This window comes from Bacillus sp. 2175 (assembly GCF_057812155.1).
Genome location: NZ_JBSZSU010000007.1, coordinates 18,300 through 38,493, shown reverse-complemented (window position 1 = coordinate 38,493; position 20,194 = coordinate 18,300). Strand labels below are relative to the sequence as shown.

Annotated in this window: 17 protein-coding genes and 2 pseudogenes; all 19 read right to left on the bottom strand. The window is 34.8% G+C overall.

Features of this window, described 5'->3' with window-relative positions; translation table 11 throughout:
- Window positions 1–4: 4 nt before the first annotated feature.
- The 19 genes and pseudogenes from ACXKY9_RS28455 to ACXKY9_RS28365 all read right to left on the bottom strand — a co-directional run bounded on the left by ACXKY9_RS28455 (window position 5) and on the right by ACXKY9_RS28365 (window position 20,111).
- The gene (locus ACXKY9_RS28455; RefSeq protein ID WP_016097300.1) at window positions 5–781 is read right to left on the bottom strand and encodes a hypothetical protein; all 777 of its coding nucleotides are present in this window, start codon (window positions 779–781) and stop codon (window positions 5–7) included.
- On the bottom strand, window positions 750–959 hold the full coding sequence (locus tag ACXKY9_RS28450) for a hypothetical protein (protein ID WP_016097299.1): 210 nt from the start codon (window positions 957–959) through the stop codon (window positions 750–752). The genes ACXKY9_RS28455 and ACXKY9_RS28450 overlap by 32 nt, the downstream gene beginning before the upstream one ends.
- Window positions 956–1,234: a hypothetical protein gene (locus ACXKY9_RS28445; protein ID WP_016097298.1), complete on the bottom strand. Its 279-nt coding sequence runs from the start codon at window positions 1,232–1,234 to the stop codon at window positions 956–958. The genes ACXKY9_RS28450 and ACXKY9_RS28445 overlap by 4 nt, the downstream gene beginning before the upstream one ends.
- Window positions 1,231–4,602, bottom strand: a complete 3,372-nt coding sequence (locus ACXKY9_RS28440) for a pLS20_p028 family conjugation system transmembrane protein (RefSeq protein WP_047225425.1) — start codon at window positions 4,600–4,602, stop codon at window positions 1,231–1,233. The genes ACXKY9_RS28445 and ACXKY9_RS28440 overlap by 4 nt, the downstream gene beginning before the upstream one ends.
- A 34-nt stretch (window positions 4,603–4,636) precedes the next feature.
- Window positions 4,637–6,607: pseudogene (locus ACXKY9_RS28435) on the bottom strand (VirD4-like conjugal transfer protein, CD1115 family); the annotation flags it as partial.
- A gap of 953 nt (window positions 6,608–7,560) precedes the next feature.
- Window positions 7,561–8,211, bottom strand: a pseudogene (locus ACXKY9_RS28430) (type IV secretory system conjugative DNA transfer family protein); the annotation flags it as partial.
- Between the two features lie 26 nt (window positions 8,212–8,237).
- Window positions 8,238–10,166 carry a coiled-coil domain-containing protein gene (locus ACXKY9_RS28425; protein ID WP_016097484.1) on the bottom strand — a complete coding sequence of 643 codons (1,929 nt, stop codon included), beginning with the start codon at window positions 10,164–10,166 and terminating at the stop codon, window positions 8,238–8,240.
- Between the two features lie 84 nt (window positions 10,167–10,250).
- Window positions 10,251–10,529: a TrbC/VirB2 family protein gene (locus tag ACXKY9_RS28420; protein WP_016097485.1), complete on the bottom strand. Its 279-nt coding sequence runs from the start codon at window positions 10,527–10,529 to the stop codon at window positions 10,251–10,253.
- A 17-nt stretch (window positions 10,530–10,546) separates the two neighbouring features.
- Entirely contained in the window at window positions 10,547–10,843 is a 297-nt protein-coding gene (locus ACXKY9_RS28415; protein ID WP_016097486.1) for a hypothetical protein, read from the bottom strand.
- 19 nt (window positions 10,844–10,862) lie between these two features.
- The gene (locus ACXKY9_RS28410; RefSeq protein WP_016097487.1) at window positions 10,863–11,009 is read right to left on the bottom strand and encodes a hypothetical protein; all 147 of its coding nucleotides are present in this window, start codon (window positions 11,007–11,009) and stop codon (window positions 10,863–10,865) included.
- Window positions 11,010–11,027: 18 nt separating this feature from the next.
- On the bottom strand, window positions 11,028–11,390 hold the full coding sequence (locus ACXKY9_RS28405) for a hypothetical protein (RefSeq protein WP_016097488.1): 363 nt from the start codon (window positions 11,388–11,390) through the stop codon (window positions 11,028–11,030).
- Between the two features lie 41 nt (window positions 11,391–11,431).
- On the bottom strand, window positions 11,432–12,181 hold the full coding sequence (locus ACXKY9_RS28400) for a hypothetical protein (RefSeq protein WP_016097489.1): 750 nt from the start codon (window positions 12,179–12,181) through the stop codon (window positions 11,432–11,434).
- Complete coding sequence (locus ACXKY9_RS28395) at window positions 12,178–13,011, bottom strand: hypothetical protein (protein ID WP_016097490.1); 834 nt, start codon at window positions 13,009–13,011, stop codon at window positions 12,178–12,180. The genes ACXKY9_RS28400 and ACXKY9_RS28395 overlap by 4 nt, the downstream gene beginning before the upstream one ends.
- 33 nt (window positions 13,012–13,044) lie before the next feature.
- Entirely contained in the window at window positions 13,045–14,394 is a 1,350-nt protein-coding gene (locus tag ACXKY9_RS28390) for a CpaF/VirB11 family protein (protein WP_016097491.1), read from the bottom strand.
- Window positions 14,395–14,410: 16 nt separating this feature from the next.
- Window positions 14,411–14,794: a hypothetical protein gene (locus tag ACXKY9_RS28385; protein WP_016097492.1), complete on the bottom strand. Its 384-nt coding sequence runs from the start codon at window positions 14,792–14,794 to the stop codon at window positions 14,411–14,413.
- An 87-nt stretch (window positions 14,795–14,881) separates the two neighbouring features.
- Complete coding sequence (locus tag ACXKY9_RS28380) at window positions 14,882–15,034, bottom strand: hypothetical protein (RefSeq protein ID WP_016097493.1); 153 nt, start codon at window positions 15,032–15,034, stop codon at window positions 14,882–14,884.
- 91 nt (window positions 15,035–15,125) lie between these two features.
- On the bottom strand, window positions 15,126–15,500 hold the full coding sequence (locus ACXKY9_RS28375) for a hypothetical protein (protein WP_016097494.1): 375 nt from the start codon (window positions 15,498–15,500) through the stop codon (window positions 15,126–15,128).
- Between the two features lie 19 nt (window positions 15,501–15,519).
- Window positions 15,520–19,803, bottom strand: a complete 4,284-nt coding sequence (locus tag ACXKY9_RS28370) for a hypothetical protein (protein WP_044129296.1) — start codon at window positions 19,801–19,803, stop codon at window positions 15,520–15,522.
- A gap of 98 nt (window positions 19,804–19,901) precedes the next feature.
- Entirely contained in the window at window positions 19,902–20,111 is a 210-nt protein-coding gene (locus ACXKY9_RS28365; RefSeq protein ID WP_021729731.1) for a DUF8088 domain-containing protein, read from the bottom strand.
- Window positions 20,112–20,194 lie beyond the last annotated feature (83 nt).

The window sequence follows — 20,194 nt, the reverse complement described above, 5'->3', positions numbered from 1 at the left end:
AATTTTATTTTTCCCCCTTATTGTTACAAGACTTATACTCTCTTATCGTACTTTTAATATATAGGTTCATAGTTTTAAACATTTTACTATCGTTTTCCATACGTTCCTTTATAAAAAGTGGATACTTTTCAAACTTAGCATAATATTGTTTAACTGGATGTTCCTCAGGATAATCTTTAATATCATATTCATAAACACGCAAACCATAATAATTACGCAAACCTTTAGGATTCAAAATGTGCAAGCATAAAAATGACTTATAAATTATCTCCTTTGCTTCTACAGAATCAGTTAATTCATTAGCTAAATATTTTTCTGTATAACTCGGAAATTTGTCTACACAAAAATCAAATATTTCTTCTTCCTGTGTTGTAAATGCTATCCTTTGTTTTCTTTTCCAACGTATAATTGCGTAAATAGTTTCTCTTACAAAGCAATATACCCACATTGCTATTTGTAAAATCCATACCCCCACAATTAATACAAATAAAATCCCAATAATCCATTTCACTAAAGTATGATCTAAAGACCATAAAAACCATTGCTTAATAAAGGGCTTGTCATATATTAGCCAACTTAATAAGGCAGGTTTTACTATAATGCGCAGTAAAGGATCAAGCTCAAGAAAGATATGCTCTGAAGCATCTAATTGCATATCTCTCCAAAACCCTCCATTATAGGCAATAAAACATATCATATATACTACAAATGAAAGTGTTGTTGTAAAGATAATTTGCATTACAAATTGATTATTTAGTATTTCTATTAGAAACTCTTTCATTAAAATTCCCCCCAAAAAAATCTTGATTTACATACTCAGCGTTCATTACTGTAACCAACTTAGGATCTTTTTTCTTCTTTCGCCTTAGCACTCTAAAAATCTGTTTAAAAAAAGTTGCGATCATGCTTAACACAATCGCAACTCCTAACATCAAGATAGCAAATATCCAGTTATTCATCTTAAAATCCCTTTTGCTTTCTCTCTATTTTTTGATGACTTGTTTTTCGAGTACAGATGGAGAGAAAAATAAGTTAGAAAGGAAAAAATAACAATGTAATGATATAAATGATCTAATTCAAAACTTATTTGAAAAACCATTATAGCGACGGCAGCAAACAATCCCGCTATTATTATTAAGATACTCGCCTGTGATTCTCGCTGTTTCATCTCAAAGTAAATTCTTCTTTGATTCGCAATATCAATTACTTTCACAGCTAACCCTCCTAATCTCATTTTCTACGTAATTGATCTGTCCGATTATGTTTACTTCCTCTTTGTCTTAATCCTGATTTTGTTCTTTCTACTACATTATCTTGTACATTTACATCTCGCTGTACTGTTGCTGCTCCTGCCCTTGCAGTATGCTCTACCGCTTCATTTCCTCTTACATTATTTTGTACATTTACATCTCGTTGTACTGTTGCTGCTCCTGCCCTTGCAGTATGCTCTACCGCTTCATTTCCTCTTATATTGTTTTGTACATTCACATCTCGTTGTACCGTGGTTGAGCCTGCTTTTACATCGTTATTTACCGCTTCACTTCCTCTTACATTGTTTTGTACATTTACATCTCGCTGTACTGTTGCTGCTCCTGCCCTTGCAGTATGCTCTACCGCTTCATTTCCTCTTATATTGTTTTGTACATTCACATCTCGTTGTACCGTGGTTGAGCCTGCTTTTACATCGTTATTTACCGCTTCACTTCCTCTTACATTGTTTTGTACATTTACATCACGTTGTACTGTTGCTGCTCCTGCCCTTGCAGTATGCTCTACCGCTTCATTTCCTCTTATATTGTTTTGTACATTCACATCTCGTTGTACCGTGGTTGAGCCTGCTTTTACATCGTTATTTACCGCTTCACTTCCTCTTACATTGTTTTGTACATTTACATCACGTTGTACTGTTGCTGCTCCTGCCCTTGCAGTATGCTCTACCGCTTCATTTCCTCTTATATTGTTTTGTACATTCACATCTCGTTGTACCGTGGTTGAGCCTGCTTTTACATCGTTATTTACCGCTTCACTTCCTCTTACATTGTTTTGTACATTTACATCACGTTGTACTGTTGCTACACCTGCTTTTGCATCACTATTGATTGTTCCTGTTCCACCTGTATTTCTTAATGTATCTTGAACGTTCACATCACGCTGTACTGTTTGTGTCCCTGATTTTATATTTCCTTGCGATGCTTCAGTACCTCCGGTATTTCTTAATTTATTTTGTAGCTCAATCTCTCGCTCTGCTATTTGTCTTTCGCCTTTTACATTGCCTTGCTGTCCTTCTTCTCTTCCTGTATTTCTTAGTTTGTTTTGTAATTCGATTTCTCGTTCTGCTGTCTGTCTTTCGCCTTTCACATTGCCTTGCTGTCCTTCTTCTCTTCCTGTATTTCTTAGTTTGTTTTGTAATTCGATTTCTCGTTCTGCTGTTTGTCTTTCGCCTTTCACATTGCCTTGCTGTGATTCTTCTCTTCCTGTATTTCTTAGTTTGTTTTGTAATTCGATTTCTCGTTCTGCTGTTTGTCTTTCGCCTTTTACATTGCCTTGCTGTGATTCTTCTCTTCCTGTATTTCTTAGTTTGTTTTGTAATTCGATTTCTCGTTCTGCTGTTTGTCTTTCGCCTTTTACATTGCCTTGCTGTGATTCTTCTCTTCCTGTATTTCTTAGTTTGTTTTGTAATTCGATTTCTCGTTCCGCTGTTTGTCTTTCGCCTTTTACATTGCCTTGCTGCCCTTCATTTGAAATAGAAGCTACATTCGAACGATTAGCCATCTTAGGGCTAGCAGATGGCTCTATACCTGCATTTGCATTATTTTGAATACCTTTACCTATTGTATTTAGTGTTTGACGATCAGCATTTTCTTGTGCCTTTTCTTTACCTTGCTCTTGACCACTCTTAAATTCACTTACAGTACCTTTCACACCGTCCGATACGCCTTTCGCAACGCCTGATACTTTTTCTTTCCCTTTATCAACAGCGCCACCAACAGTCTCAGCCACTTTATTTCCTGCATCATTCATCATGCCGCCAACTCCACGATTAGTAGCATAACTCAACGCAGCGCCCGTATTTCTAGCAAATTTCTTCGCTTGCATACCGCCGCCTTTAGCATTATTCTTTTGTTCTCCATGTAGATCAGCACTCTCATGATTCGAGTCCATTTCAGAGCGTTTAGGCGTATCCTCTCGTGTTTGTCCACTTCCACCACTCATTAGGTTCTTCGCACCACTAAACATACGACCAACGCCCTTCACAGCTCCTTTCGCTGCCATAGCTCCGCCAACCATACCCATTAAGTGATTCTTTCCTTCTTTTAATCCAACATCAACACCAAAGTATTTTAAAATAGATTCTGATCCTTTAATTAATGCGACAGTTAAACAAACCATTGCTACGATATATAAAAACGCATTGATGTTTTTCTCTGCTAAATAGTTAACGATAATTGTATAGAATCTTAAATTTAAACCTGTAAAGGCAAATATTAAGAACCCTTTAAAGATATCCTGCATTACCATTTTTGTTTTTTCGCCCGTTTCAATATCTGTAACGAATACAATTGGCGCAATAATTTTCTTCATGGCAATTTCAAATATCGTCATCACAAATACGAAAACTGTAAATAAATAAGCAACTCCTAGAGCTAATAACCCCAAAAATATAGTCCCGAAGTTCATTGGATAACGAACATAGCCCCCTGGAAATTTATCCTTAAATGGATTAAACACACTATTCTTTATTTCTTCTATTACTTCTTTATCCCCATCATTTGTAATTTTATAAGATAAAAATTTCGTTTCTTCAGGAATTCCATCCTGCTTTGATAAATCTTCTATAGACTCTGGTGTCACTATATCCCCCAAATTTGCTTGAAGGAAGACTTCCTTTCCCATTCCATTTTTCGGTTTATTATCTGTAGATGAAATTGCTGGTTCATTTTCCTTTTTCCCTCGTATTGGATCGAATCCTGTTTTACTTAAATAAATCAGATCAGCTGTATTCTGCTTGACTAAATCCCAAGCCAATCCATCTTTTGTTTTACTAGTGTTTGTCGTTTCCGAAAAGAAATCAGTGGATATCTTCTGCATATCCGCCATCAACTCATTTAATCCACCTAGTAAGCCAATCATTACAATAATGTTAACTCCTACTGATTTAAAACGTGGGGGCTTATGCTGAATAATTGTTCTAATCCCTAACCATACGACAACTAATACGAATAAGGCATAGAATAAACCCTTTATAATAGATGATGCAAAGTCATTTAATCCTGCATCTTTTAGCACATCAAAAAAAGAAAAAGTGTCAGGAATTAGTCCTTCTAGCGCTGATACGATATAGAGTAATGTCTTTATTATCCCTCCTTGAATTGTTTGCCAAATAGAACCTAAAAAATCAGCATATTGTATCCACTCATTTTTTAAAAAGACAATTGCTTTTTCTGTATCCACATCTTTCAGACCAAGAAATTTGTACCAATCAAAAGCATACGCAATCGGTGTGAACGTGAAACTTCCAAATAGCATTGCGACTGCTAAAATCCCTAGAACTAAAGATTTTTTACTACGTAACATCCATTCTTTTATTTTCATAGTAGCCATTACTTTTCTACCTTTCTGCTTGATTTCAAATCAATTACTCTACCAACATGTCCAATATTTTTTCTAAATACATCTTGATTTCATCATCTGAAGAATGTTCTTTTAAAAACTTCACTTCTTCCGTCTTTGGAACGATGGTATGTTTTGCATAATCTAATAGCATTTGTACAAGTCGTTTCTGAATATCTTCAGTGTCGTTTCTATTTCTTTTCTCTTTCACAAGACCAATGAGCGATTTAATCGCTTCATTAATATCTGTTTGCTCTTTTTTCACTACAGGATTAGCTTGTTGCTTTTTAATATATTCCTTTTTCGCAACTGGATTTAATATAAAATCCAAGAAGTTTAGGTATAGCTCTGTTAAATCTAATCCTGTATGTAAGGAAGGAATATCAATATCATTTAAATCATTTGAAGTATCAAACAAGCTCGATAGAAATTGCCAACGAAAAGGCATTGTCATTCCTTGTGTATTAAAAATCGGATATGGTCGCACTTTTTTCCTATTTAAATCTTGTCTATGCAATGCACGAATAACTAAAGTTTCTCCCTCAAGAAATTGTGATAATCTATCTGGAGAGATGATACGTTGTTGGTCTGCACTTTTCGTTACCTTGTTATCTGTATCCAAGTGACTTTCATTGGAAGATTTTCCAATAATAGTTTCATGTCCAGCACGTTTTGAAATTTCTTCAATTGTTTCAGGATCTGTCGACATAATATAAAGATGATTTTGACAGTTTTGTTTGATTTCTTTCGCTTGCTTATCATATAGTTTCTCAATTTGCGAGTATGACTGAAGCACCAAATTAAACAGCATATTACGCCCAGCACAAACCGTTAATACCCCACCCATATCATCAATAGGTGGCATATTACCAAACTCATCTAGTAAGAAATGGACACGCCTATAACACTTTTTACCCTTTGTATCATTACAATTCATCGATAGCTCTGTATACAGCTGCTTAACAAAAATACTTGCTAGTGCGTGATTCGACTTATCGTAGTCGGGGACGATCATAAATACAGCTGTAGGCTTATTGGAATACGATAACTTCGCTTTCGGTTGTAAAGGAAAAGTATTAGCTTTTAAAATCAGTGTGACTTGACGCTGATACTCAGGTTTATGTTCGCATCCCTCTTTCTTTTGATAAACAACTTGCCCCTTTTCATCTAGCAGTTTTTCAAACTGTAAGCTATAAAATAATCTGTACTTCTTTTTTTGGTTTTCTACATCTTGATAACGAATTAGTAATAAATCCCCATCTTCTAGGGATTCATCAAAGTTCATGTTGCACATACCTAAGGCTTTCACCTTAATTTCATAGCTTAAAATTTCCGTTTTTTCTTGGTTATTCTTATGAAAAGATACCGTTACACGCTTATTCAAAAATCGTTCATCCAACTGAAAAAATAGATTTTTAGGAAAACCTACTTGTTTTAAATCCAAGCTTGATTTCGAAGTCATTTTTGCAAACATTTTATCCGCAAAAGTTTGTAACCCTTGATTGGCTGTTGCTAGAATAGACCCCTTTGCTTTTTCTCCTGCAAAGCTAGTTGATCCATACTGCATCTTTGCGACATTACCTTGCGGTAGACTCTTAAAATATTCATCTAATGCGCTCTTTTCGGTAAAATCATCAGGCTTCTCTTTATAATAAAAAGTACCTAATTCATTTAGCATTTGAGATACATTGTGCATTGTAATCTTTTCAATACAGTTATTCTTCACACAATAGTCCACGATAGCGAGAATAATACCGTTAATCGCATTTTGTGCAGATGTATTAAAGAATGCATTATCACCAGCATTTGGGTTGTTATAAAGAGAGAATGTTAATGTATTCGCTCGTTTAGCCGCTTCTTGGTCATCGCCATTCACCCATGCATCAATGACTAACTGTAACGGGTTATACGACATTCCTTGTAAGGGTTCTGAGATATTCAAAACTTGAACATCATACCCACGTTTTTCTAATGTCTCTTTAGATGCACTATACAATTATAGTGATAGGTAAGCCTTTGAGATTATCTCCAGCTTTTCCCCCACTTCACACCGTACGCGCCCGTTTCCGGGCATACGGCGTTCCATCGTTTCCAATTGAAAGAAATTGTTACCGTTAAGACTGTTCGAGTATAAATTGTCATACACTTTTTTTTGTGTATCATAATATTCGTTATGTCTTAGCTTGGTTTTCTTTAACATGGGCTGTAACCTCCTTATTACTTTGGAGCATTACATCTCTTAGTCTTACTCGAAACCATGTTAACCAATAGTAACCTTCAATCTTCAATCGACTAGTGGCTATCCCTCCACGTTCATTACACGTTTCATCGGTACTGTGCCACCACTTTCACTGCCGTTAAACCAAGTTATATCGACAACTAATCTCATTGTGACTTTCCTTGGCAACACTTCAAAGAGAACAAGCCCTCCATGTCGGCAGCTTACCACGTTCCGTCATTCTTATCTGTACATACACTTTTAGGTTTCCCCTATGAGCCTGCTACCTTAATAACGCCTGTAACGATATATGGGCTTTCATAAAGGAGAGTTTTACTCACCCACAGTAGCGACACTTATTTGTGTCAGAGAACCTTTCGATTCCCTCCCGATATAGACCCGTACCATCAGGGATTCGTCTGCGCTTACTAGCGATCGCCTCTAGTTCATCGCGCATCCTAACCTTGAGTGTTTTATAGACCTCCGGTCTATCAGTTACACCATCCACCGCTGAATAGCTTTCGTATTAGAGATACTAATTTACGGTAACCTTCAACCGACTTCACCGAGCTTCACACAGTTCAGTACTTGCTTACTTTCCTGCATGTCGGAGGATTAAGGGAAGCCCTTCCAGACGTTACTCCTTCATTTGACTTCTCAAAATGACAGTTCACTGCTGAACTGTTGAGTTCGACAGTGCCTAAGCTTTTCACTTAGGAACGTGTCGCGCCTCCTTTCGGATCATTTACAACCATACTTGATTGATTTTTTGCTCTACTCAAATTATCAATCATTGGTACGACAATCGTTTCCCCTTTACCTGAACGAGAAACCCCTAGTATTGCTGTATTGACTGTATCTGTATCGACATAATATTTGTTCTTATAATGTGATACAGGAACACCGCCATACCCCTCAAACATTTCCGTCTTTTCGGGAATTTCTCTATACTGTTCTTGAATTTCTTCAATTGTAGTAAAACGGCTATCCCCCTTTTGACCATAAGCTACATTTTCGTCACTTCGATAATTAACCTTTGAATACACCAAAAAACCCATCACCGTAGAAGCTAATAAGCCAAACAAGTACATATTTGTAGGCAGAACAGGAAGAAAAACATTTTTAATTGAAATACCTTTCTCCCAATCCGTACCAAATACATCAAAAATAGTTGGCTTTTCAACCGTTTTTGATAATTCATTTACAATGGCGTAGTACGTACCTGCTACAAAATTTAGTCCACCTAAAGGAAAAAGCACCGCAAGTGAAGAAATTGCGAGTGCTTTTTTATTTATCCTATTCTTTTCTTGTGGCAGGTCTTCACCATCAATATTGTAATTATGATGAAGGTACTTATTCCGCTTGAATTTTAATAGTGTCATTTTCGCATTCCCTCCTTATTAACCACTTACTCAGAGTCCATTAGTCTAGCTAAAAATGTTCTCCGTTTTTTTGTAGACGTTTTTGTTTGTTGTTGCATTACAGGTTGTTGTGGCTGTATTGGAGCTTGTTGTACTGGCTGTTGATACATATATACTGGCTGTTGTACAGGTTGCGGATACATCATCACTGGTTGTTGTAGTGGCTGTTGTTCTGGGTTAGCATGAGCTTTTAATAACTTTTCTTTTAAATCTTCTATGATATTCAATAGCTTCTGTTCTCTATCGGTGCTCCTTACCTCTTTCGCTTCCTCTTTTCTTTGTTGTAAGTTTAGTGCTTCTACTTCAATTCTGTTCTTTTCTTCTTCTATTTTTAATTGACGTTCTTTCATTTCTTTATCGTGCTCTGCTTGAATTTCTTCTTTCCATTCAGGGATTAACTGCTTCATTTTATCCTCTAAAACCGCAAACCCCACTTCTTGTTGTTCATTGGCAGCGTTCATAATCTGTTCTGTCATTTCTATAGAATCAGATAAATACTCGTTCTTTTTATTGATCAGTTCTTTTTTGCCTTCTACTTTCAACTCATACACTTTCTCTAAAGTTGCTTTTCTCTTTTCAATTTCATTTTCTTTCTTTAATTCTTCTTCACACGCACTTACTAACGTATTCTTACGCCCTTCTAATTCTGTTTGATATGCCGTAAATTCTGCTTCTTGCTGCAATTTAAAAGACTCTAATGCTAATCTTTGTTTTTCAGTAAATACAGATAATTTTTTTTGCATTTCTTGCATTTCTTTGTTCTCAAACTCATTTAACTCTGCTAACCTTGTTTGGAAACCTTGTTCAAAAATGTCTTGCAGCCTTTCTTCAGCTTCTTTTTGATAATCACGCATCATGACTTCTTTATAAATATTTTCAAGAGCCAAACGGATTTCATCTCTCAAATTATTTACTTCTTGGTAATATTTATCTTGAATCAGCAAAAAATCTTTTCCACTTAACACGTTTTTTACATATTGCATTTTTTTCTTTTCAAGCCCTGTAGTTGCTTCCTCACTCATACCAAACCGACTTAGTAAGTGCTTGATAGTAAATCGTGAATCATATCTTTCTTGCTTTGTCTCAACTTCACTAAGGTTCAGATATTCTTCATAATCAGGGAATGTTACACCTTGGTTCTGAGCTTCAATTACAGGCTCTTGATTTGTTTTCTGAACGTCTGAACCGTTACTAAATAGCTCTTCTTCTATACTTTGAACTGAATCAACTTCATTTGTAGGAAATGGTAGTTCTTCAGCCACTTTTTCCAAGTTCACTCCTGCGGGTAATTCATCTTGTTCTTCTTCTTCAATTGTAAATGGATCATCATCTTCTTTTTCATCTAAAGCAGCAGCGTGTTCTTGTAGCCCCTGAATATCTTCATCCTCAAAATGATGTGTTCCCCTACTTTTCAATTCATGCATAGGCATTTCTTCAAAAGGATTTTCCTCTACACCTGCAAACTCTTTTTTCACTTCATTATCACCATGTGGTACTTCTTCCTTTTTTCCAAACAATTTAGCGAACAAGCCACCTTTTTTCTTTTTAGGTGCTCCTTCCTCATGTTCTATAACTGCTCCACCTTCTTCAGCTCTGTAACTTTCATATATACCTTGTTTGATTTCCATTCCTAAGTTATAATCTGTTCCTTTTTCAAGGTCTTTTGAAATAGCATTGAGTAAAGAAAATTCACTTCCTACTTGTACCGGTAATTCAAATTCATATGCCTTTTCATTCTCAACATCTTGCAATAACAGTAGCACTTGATCAGATTGTTGATTTTGTTCAATATATCTTTGAATTAACTCTTCTGCTGCCTTTAACCCTAGTTGTTTTCCGTTCCCTGCTTTATTCTTCCTTAAAAACTTTTTGAAAGCTTTTGATTGTTCTTTTTGTAAAAACTCTACAATATACACTCTCTTAACCTCATTTCAAATATAGAATTTTTTTAAAACAAAAGAGAAGCCCACAATTAGTAAGCTTCTCTTTCAGTGTGTTTCTTAGAAACCAGCTGTAACGCCTTGAACTGTACTTGCGAAAGTTCCTGCTCCCCATAAAAGAACACCACCAACAACAATGTAAAGTAGCCATTTTTTCGCTGTACGGCTTGGCCCTTCGCCGAACATGAACATGAAAGCAATAATACATACACAGAAAATAATAACTGCTATACCAAGTCCTTGTAACTTTCCAGACCAAGATGTTAATGCATTACTTACAGAATCAAAGAAATCATTGTAAGTTAATAATTTGATAGCAAAAATATTGAATAGATCCATTTTAAATTCCCACTTTCTTATTTATGTGATTGATTATTTTGAGTTAAATGATTAGGTTTCGGTTGTGCATCCGATTGACTTTGTGTTTTGTTCTTTTTTTCCTCTTCAACAACAGAAGCTGCGATGAGATCCATCGCAGCTCCTTCTAACATCTTATTTCTCCACTCAGGATTTCCCCCTTGAAGTAGAGATAAGCAATTGTCACTTACAATCTTTTGAGACCATTCCTCATATATCGTTCCTTGTTTCTTTAAAAGCACCGCTGCTGCATTCTGCAATGGTGTTTTTTCATTTTTACCAACTTTCCTAGCCATATCTAATTGACTCCTTTACTTAATACTTTGTGTTTTTTTGAGAAATAAAATGATGGAATAAACCTTCCATATTAGGCTTTTCATCTAAACATATTGTTATAATCGCAATAAGTGTGATTACTCCCCCCATAAGAACTATTAAGCGAAAAGTATTATTTTCTAGCATTTCTCAAACACCTACTCTCTAGCGTACTTGCGAGATTGCAGATCCATGAAATTCCATCTTCACATCAGGTAAATTAAAAAGTATGATTTTCAAATTTGCTATTACCTGATAATCAACAACGTCACCGTAATTAACTTTTTTATTTAGTTGCTCACTTTTTATAGTAAAAGCTCCTTTGTATTGACGATCACTATATTCCTTCAAATTCTGAATAGATTCTTTTGTTAATCCACCATGTCGTTCTATTTGATAATTCACCTGTTGTTTATAAGAATTTACATCGTTCAATTGAATGCCGAAAAGGGTTACTGCAACCATCAGCATGATTAACATTAACCCTACAAACCATTTTACAATTGTCATAATTGAACCATCTAACATATTTTACACCCACTCATTTTCATTTCACCCTCCCCTATTATTTATGAGAGATTAATTGATGATAGGTGATATACCAATACCGCTGCTGCAAACCCTACTACTAATATGAAAGAACTCATTACCATTTTCGTAGGGAAGAAATTAAATCGTCTTAACTTAAAAGCGATAATTTCATCGATTGCTCTTTGTAACTCAGCACTTGCTATTTGTCCTAACTCATTAATAACGTTTGTATCTGATGAATTTTGTTGAAAATCATAAACAAGTTGCATAAAGTTTATTGACATATCGCTACCACTTGAACGCATAGCATAATCGGTGAATGGCTGAATATCATTTGGTTTGTCTGTCATTTCCGACATTAATTTAGCTAACGAATTTTTATCTACTGGCTTTTCCATACGATTAAGTATTTTACGAAAAACTTGATATAGACTCACTGATTCACCCGCCTCTTTCAAGTAAGGCATTAATAATCTAGTGAATTTAGAAAAATTTAAATGTCTTTCAAATTTAAAAGCACTATATACCTTATTAACGTGTGTATATTTAGAACGATACAAGAAAATTGGTAGACCAATTGCTATGAGGTAGCACCAACTGGAGAGAAACAAACCTAATAGCAATCCGAAAATACACATAACAAATGATTGTAACAATCGTCTCTTTTGAAATTTATCAATCATTGCCTTTGTATTTCCCATTTCTTCTAACATGCTATATAAATCTTCTTCCGCCAGTAATCGATTGTAACGATTTTTTTTACTACTTTTAGCTGTTACTATCTTCATACTTTGACCTCCATTATCGAATCATCGAAAAAGTATGCAGTAAAGGATTTAAAGAAGAAAAATATTGTACTCATATAAATACCACCCGTAACCCAGCCAATAGGGTGTCTTGCAAATGCTGTTATATACGTATTAACACCAAAAGAAACAGTAATTGCCAAGATGAACACTACTATAATAAAACAAAGAGTTTTCATATCTTTCATATGGCCCTCTTTCTTTCTTGCATAGTCATCCTTTTTTTCTTTCGTTTCATTGTGATGAGTTTTAATATCTTTCAATGTCTCCAGGTTTGTTCTCCCCTCTAAAACACATGTTTCAAGTTGTTCTAAATACTGATCAAATGTAATATCTTCTCGATATTTATTGGACAGTTGTTTAAAAGCATGAATCACCTGTGTTTGATCCGCCCCAATAATATTTGCCATTAATATATTTAAATCTTCCCTCAACTCCCCATTTGCACGCTTAATCGCTCGTTTTAAGGAGATTAATAATGTTTGATTTTCATTCGATAAGAGAGAGGTCATATTATTGACAAATTTATTTCTTTCCCTAAATGAATCACGCTCATATGCCCTTTTAATAATATTAGGCATTAGCACTTTCAATCCGTATAGTGCCCCCATCAATCCTAAAATTAATGAGAGCCACCATATATAAAGTAAGAGAAAAGAAAATACCCCTGTAACTAGACCTGGAATAGCTGCATATCTCATATAATCCTTTTTGTTTAAGGGTTTCCCATATGCTACCTTGAATGCATTAATTTCTTCGGCATTCACAAATTTCTTTTTTCTTGTTTTTGCATTAAAAGTAGAGATTTTCAAACCTTTACCTCCTTTCTCGGAGTTTTCCATTTTTTATCTACTAATGATTAAATCCTTTTTAACGGCTACTTCATCCTTAAAATCAGGAAGTTTATAATTCATATCATTTTCCGCTAACTTTTCATAAAATTGATCAGATAGATTTCCTGTTGAATAAGTAAATTTACCATTTTTATATTTTTGTTCAAATACCATTCTGTTACCTTCTGGCGAATATTCCACAACCTTTGCTAGATAACGAATAACTCTATTAATCTGTACATTCCCTTGTTTAGTTGTTTTTACTACCAATCGCTTAATATGGCATCCAAAATTAAAATAGCGCAAAATATCCTCTTCTAGAGATTTTTCATCAAATTGGTATCCCATCTTTGACATATTAACAAGTCGTTTTGGAGAAGTTTCTGCATCTACAGAGTGTAAAGAAGTAACAATATGATGTCCTGAGAACACCGCTTGAATCATCTCATATGCTTCTTTACCACGTAATTCTGAAATCATTATCCAGCGTGGATTATTTCGCAATGCAGCTTCTATAAGATCTGTAACAGTAACCCCATGTCCCGTTAACCAACTAAACACATCTTTATCAGGAAATAGTTTTTTTACATGCGTTTCAGGAACATCTTCAATCATAATTGCCTTATGTTCAAATCGGATATATGAGAACAAAAGCTTCAAAAACTCGGTTTTCCCTGTCCCTGTTTCTCCTGAAATCACAATGTTATTTCGGGTTTCCATGAGAATTCTAAAGAATTCAAGCATGAACGTAGGAGCAAATGTTTCAAAGTTTCCTTCATGTAATGCCAATCTCGGACGAACAATCCTTAATGACATTGTAGAATTCCCTGTTGTATTTTGGTGATGAACCGCATTAATACGTACAGAGTCATAAACACCATCAAAAATAGGTGATTTAGGAGCAAACTCTTTTCCCACTGCATGAGCAAATTTCTGTATTACTCGTGTTATATACTGTTCCGTAATTTGATGATCAGTGTCTCTATGAATTTCTTTATAATCACTAGATTCTACAATTAAGTGACTTGAGTTATATGATATATCAGTAATATCAGGACGTTCATTAATTAACCTTTCTATAACACCTGTTCCAACAATTTCAGATACCACATACTCATAAACCTCAACCAATTTATCTTCTGGAAAATCCATGAAATGAGCTGCATATTTCTCTTTAATAATATCTTTGATTTTTTGTCTTGCTTCTTCTTTTAACATGGCATCAATAACTAATTCCGCTTTACTGTTTTTCAAATCATTTCTTATTGTTTCTAAAGATTTTTGAAAATTCACAGAGCTAAAATCGTTAAATTTACTGTCTTTTTTCTTTTTTACTGCTACGTTCTTAAACGCTTCTAACATACAATTCTCCTTTCTGCTAGGATGTTGCAATACTTACTTTATAAGTTGCTTGATACGTTTGATCTCCGTCATGGATAATGGCTCGAATTGCTTTAGTAGAGCCATTCTTATTATCTCGGTACTTAAATTCATATGTTGCATCGTTACTGATTTTCACAAGCTTATTTGACTCAATACGTTTTTTAAAATCCTTTTCAAAATCACTCTTTACAATAAACAGCTCTCCACTTTGCACACGAGAGCTATTATCTACATTCGAAATTACACTCGCTCGAACTGTCTCTGTAACTCCTTGTGTGACTGAATCAGTAGCAAAATTCTCTCTATAGTAATAACCACCTATGGAAACTAAGAAAATCCCTAAAACGATTATCACTAGGATGAAAGGATGTTCTTTCACTTCTTTCACTCCTTTCCAAGCAAATAAAGGGAGAGCTTACTCCCCCTAATTTGTTGGATAATGGTTAAACATCCACATTTAAAAGAGTTATTTTGATGCAGCAGCCAGTTTTTGCTTAAACAAATCAATTACTGATTGTAAAATTTCAGGATAAGCGATTAGGATTGCTCCTAACAAAACACCACCAACAGAAACTGCACCAATCATCCACCAACTACGATCCGTATTTTGATCTAACATATTTACTACATCCTCTCAATTTTTATTTTTGTATATAAAAAAGAGACGCAATTAAAAAATCACGTCTCTTTTTCTACCAATTATTTATTTTTTAATACAACCTAATGCCTAATTTAATAGCACGCTCTACCGTTAAGTATTTGCCCATCATAAGCATATTAATTGCTCCTAATGTAGTAGGCAATAAATCATTTATAATACTATGAATCTTGTCTTTTATAAAAACAATCCACATATTAAAACTAAATCCATCAAATTGACTCGTATCAAAGCTAAAGTCAAAGTGGAACATATCACCTAATGATAAATTTCCCGAAAGTAAATTTCCGATGCCAGCTTGTGTAAAAGCAGAAAGGCTGCCTTGCAACGAATATCCAATTAAACGAATTACTATTCCTGTAATTACGAAGTATAGCGCCATAAAGATAATTTGTTTCTTGGCCGAATGATAAGTTAGGACATTCACACATTTTTCATCTCCTTTCCTATTGCTTTAACCAAGCAACATCTACATCTGACCAACCAGGCGGTTTGCCATTTGAGAAAGGATTTTTTGGATCAACAGGCTCTAACAGTAATTCATCATCTTCCAGGGTTTTCGAGCCAATTGTCCCGTACATATATGCATATAAATTTAATGGTTGTGTTACCTCAAAGTTAACTTTATTAGCGCCTATAGGGATTCCCGATACTATTAAAACGTTGTATTCTCCCAGATCTGCCCAAATAGGAACATATAACTTTCGCTTCCCATCCTTTATTGCATTCTTAATACGTGGATCATGGTCTTTTACTTGTTGGTCTGTAAATAAATTACCCGTTTTTTGTTCCACATTAATATGTGGCAATTCAAAAAGATAATCAGTGTTCTTTTTGTCCGTGCTGCCTGTTTTCTCAGCTTCTTCTAAAGGAACAACAAATTGATCACCTTTTTTCTCATAATTCAAATGAGAATCAATTAATCTCTTATCTACTAAAGCATTTGTCTTAACATCATAAGAAACCGCTAATTCATTGTTATAACTAACTAATGGTTTCAACTCAAAACCATAGCCAGTTTTTTGTTTAGGTAGCTGTTTTAACGGAATTGTAAGTGTTTCATAAAAGACTTCCATCTCTTTTCCGACTTCACGCTCCGTCATTATAACGCCTTTATATTTTAACTCAGTAGATGCTTTTGTATTTGCCTTTACAGTTTCTTCAGAAGAAGTATAACCATCCGTATCTACTTTTCCTTTCCCATCTACGATAAAAATAGATTCTTTATTGACTTTTTCAAATCTAACCTCGTAGTTTCTCTTATTATTTTTCTTTAAAAATTTAGGATCTACCTTGAATTTTATTTCCTCCGGTAATTCCTGAATTGTATATACTTTACTGTCTACCAACTTATTATCAGACTTATCATATAAGTTAACAGCAACATTACTCTTATTAGAGTCCTCATAAATGATGTCCTTGTCTAAACGTACAATTACTGGCAAACCAATATCAGCAGGTGCAGTATCGATTCTTATTTTTCTAAGACCTAAATTTGCATCTGCTACAATTGTATATTTCACCTGGTTAGAAACAGGAGATAATTTGTAATCAACAGAGGTATTTACCACTGTTTTACTTACGTAAAAATCTCCAAATTCATTTTTATGTGTGCCGTAAACAAGATTCATTTTTACAATATCGCTGCTACTTAATGAATCATTTATATACAGCAAAATAGAGACCACTTTTGATAGATCCTGCTCTCCTGTATACCTATACCAACCATTTGACTTTAAATCAATTTTGTTTGGATTATTTGATTCAACAAAGCTGTTATTAAGCCATATTTCAACGTTCTTATTATTAGCATTTTCTAGTGCTATTTGTCTCAAGAAAGTAACACCATTAAAAGCAGATCCATTATGATCCTTATTTCTTGGAACATATGTAAGTGCCTTAATATGTGACTCATCTTTGATTGTCGTATACGGTTGAACACCGACCACATAGTCACTGTTCTTTTTCCCTGTCACTTTCTCAATTGTTTCACTAACACCAACCATACCAATTTTCACAACTGAAATATTCTTAGAACTTGTCCTAAATTTTTCTGCCCTTGTGTCCATCGCACTACTAAGAACATTCGTAATTTCCAAACCTACCTGATTTCCTTGCGGAAGTAGTACAGGATTAATTCTTGTCTCAAAGTTGATTTTTTTGAGCGTTTTATTACCACGAGTCAATGTGTCATGCCAAATCAAATGATTACTTCCATCATTTTGTTGCTCAATTTTTGGTTCGATATACTGATCACCATATTTAGCAGAACCAACCACATAATCAAGACCTTTTGGTATTTTCACTCTCATTTCTACTTTTTCATCTAATGAATTATAATCCATTGCATCAGGTAACTTTACTAAATTATCAACGGTTACACTAACATTATCTGAACTGTAGTAAGTATTTTTATTTGTTTTCACATCACTACTCGTCTCACCATTCATAATGCCTAGCGTTTCAAAATTCACAGTACTTCCTACAGGAGATTGCAGTTTTGTTATATTTCCCTTTTCATCATACTCAGTAAAGTTATTATATTTCCCTTCACCACGTACTCGATAACCCACTTTTCTATCAGCTGAAGGATACACTATTGAATCCGTAACCGTTATGTTTGGCGTTCCTTTTTCATTAACACTACCTATTTTCTTTGTTTTTACCTCTAATGGAATATTCCATGCTACAACCTCACCATCCCCCATAGATGCATTAATATCATTTTTGATAGCAGCTACTTCACCTTGTTTCTTTGCTTCATCATATGTGCTATACCAATCATAATCCTCATCTTTGTTTTGGGTTAGTGTTTCAAAAGAATTATCTCCTTTTTTAGATATTCCAAAATAGATTTTTTGTTTATCACTATTTGTAACCCTTCCCGCAGAAGTGTTGGGATACCCCTCGTTTAACATGTTCTTCCTAGCTGTTTCCGCACTATTTTTAGATAGATAAAACGAATCTGTATTCCACTTATAAATCATCGTTGTACCACCTTCTGTAACAGCACGAACATTCAAATGACTAACGACTTTTACATTTTGTCCTACTATAACTGTTGGATCTCCTTTAGATACAGCGCTATAGCCAACATTTGGTGTACCTAACTCCTTATGATCTGTTGTATGGAATGTAGTTTGTATGGAGTATGCACCTTTAGGGTTATTCCTTTCGGTAAGCGTGTATCTTCCAACAGTGTTATAAGGAATTGTATTACCCTTGCCATCCTCATAAGAATCAATAACAAATTCTAAATAATAAAAAACATTATTCGGTAGATTATCCTTATTATTTTTACCCAGTACAGGATAATATTCATTTGTTGAATGTATTAAGAAACGTGTGCTTGAAAATGCTTTTTCATTCTTTCCGAAGGTAGGAATTACTGAATAACCTGGCCTTGACATCATCGTTGGGAAAGTTGAACCAATTACATAGTCTTCTATACTACCCGTATAACCTACACGATCCTTTGTAATTTCTGGTTTATTCAAACGTACTGTTCCACTATCCCATACACTGTCAATCGTGTATTTATCAATATCACTAGCATTCCATATATCTTTTGGAATATATGATTTAGGACTGTTTGCTGTCTCAGTACGAGGATCTTTATAGCCCTTCATACCAATTTCAAAACTTTCCGTACCTTCTTGTGGCACTTTATCTACTATTTTATCAATAGCCTGATAGTTAAAGATCTTTATCGGTTTATCCCGACCCTCAAAATTCAATGTTTCTGCACCTAACGATTTATAATCCCAATCGACTTTTCCTGAAAAATTAAAGTGATAATTAATCTTTCCAGCAGGGAATGTAGCTCCTCGTAAATCAGTTCGGTTTGGTAAATTATTTACAAATAAATCTAAAGCAACTGGATATATGATTGTACGATCATCCTCTTTTGCATTGGGATCATAAACCTTATAATCCAATCTAGGCATTCCACCATAAGAAGCAGTAAAGCGAGCCTTTACATTAACCTTTCCTGAAGTAGTAACGGGACTAATACCATCAAATGATTGCGATACATTTTCATTTGCAATATCTTTCCCATCTACACTTATAACCTGGATTTTAATGTTAGGCTTTAATTTCAATCCATGCTCCGCCCCTTGTACTTCCACCGTAACAGGAATCATTAAGGAGTTACCTGTTTCCTTTAACGTGTATTCCATATCAAAAGAAACAATACCCTTTTCCAAATCCTCTTTACCACCAACAGCAAATTTTGCATTAACACGCTTGTTTGTAATTCCATTTTCTAATGTACCAGTGATTTTCATCTTAATATTTTTTAACGTTTCATTCTTCTTAGGATTAATCGTCACTTTCAATGGGTACGTTACTGTATCAAACGTCCTTACAATGCCATTATTAGGGCTAGAATCATTACCTGCTTCATCATTCGAATCAAAAGGTGCTGTTCCATCTACAATGTCTGAAGGCTTAATAAAGGCTTCAAAATCAAACAACTCACTACCTTTTTTACCATTTGCTACAACTACCTCGCTTGGATTAGTTCCCGTACTCTTCAGATCAGATTTTTCTTGCAGCACAGTCACATCGTCCGTTTTTTTCTCTTGAGCCTGTTTCTGGTCCGATGTACTTTCTGCATGTCCAATTGATACAAAGTCGGCCAAGCTTCCAAACAGAAGCATAACAACAAATAGTAAACTAAATGACCTTCTAAACCACAATCGTATTCCTCCTCTCTTTACAACCATGAGGATCTATCCTCACATGAGAGAAGGGGATTGGTTGGACTTCTTGCTCTTTCTTCCATATAAACCTCCTTTCAGTCGAATCATAGCGCTATGACAATTTACTTAGAATGGTATACCGCTGCTAATGACTCTGCTCCTCTATCTTCTTCAGACATCTCATCAACAATCCCCTTAGTTAGTTTTACAGTGCCAATTTCCTCATAAGGTTCAACAGAATATCCTTTTTCTTTTAAAATAGTCATTACATCCTGCATATCCTTCCAGGCTTTTGTTCCTTCTCCAAACTCAATAGTTACTTTGTTCAGCACTCTTAACCACTCCTTATTAAATAAAACTAAAAAGCCTACCATATATTTTTGATAGACTTTTGATTTCCATTTAATTCACTTGT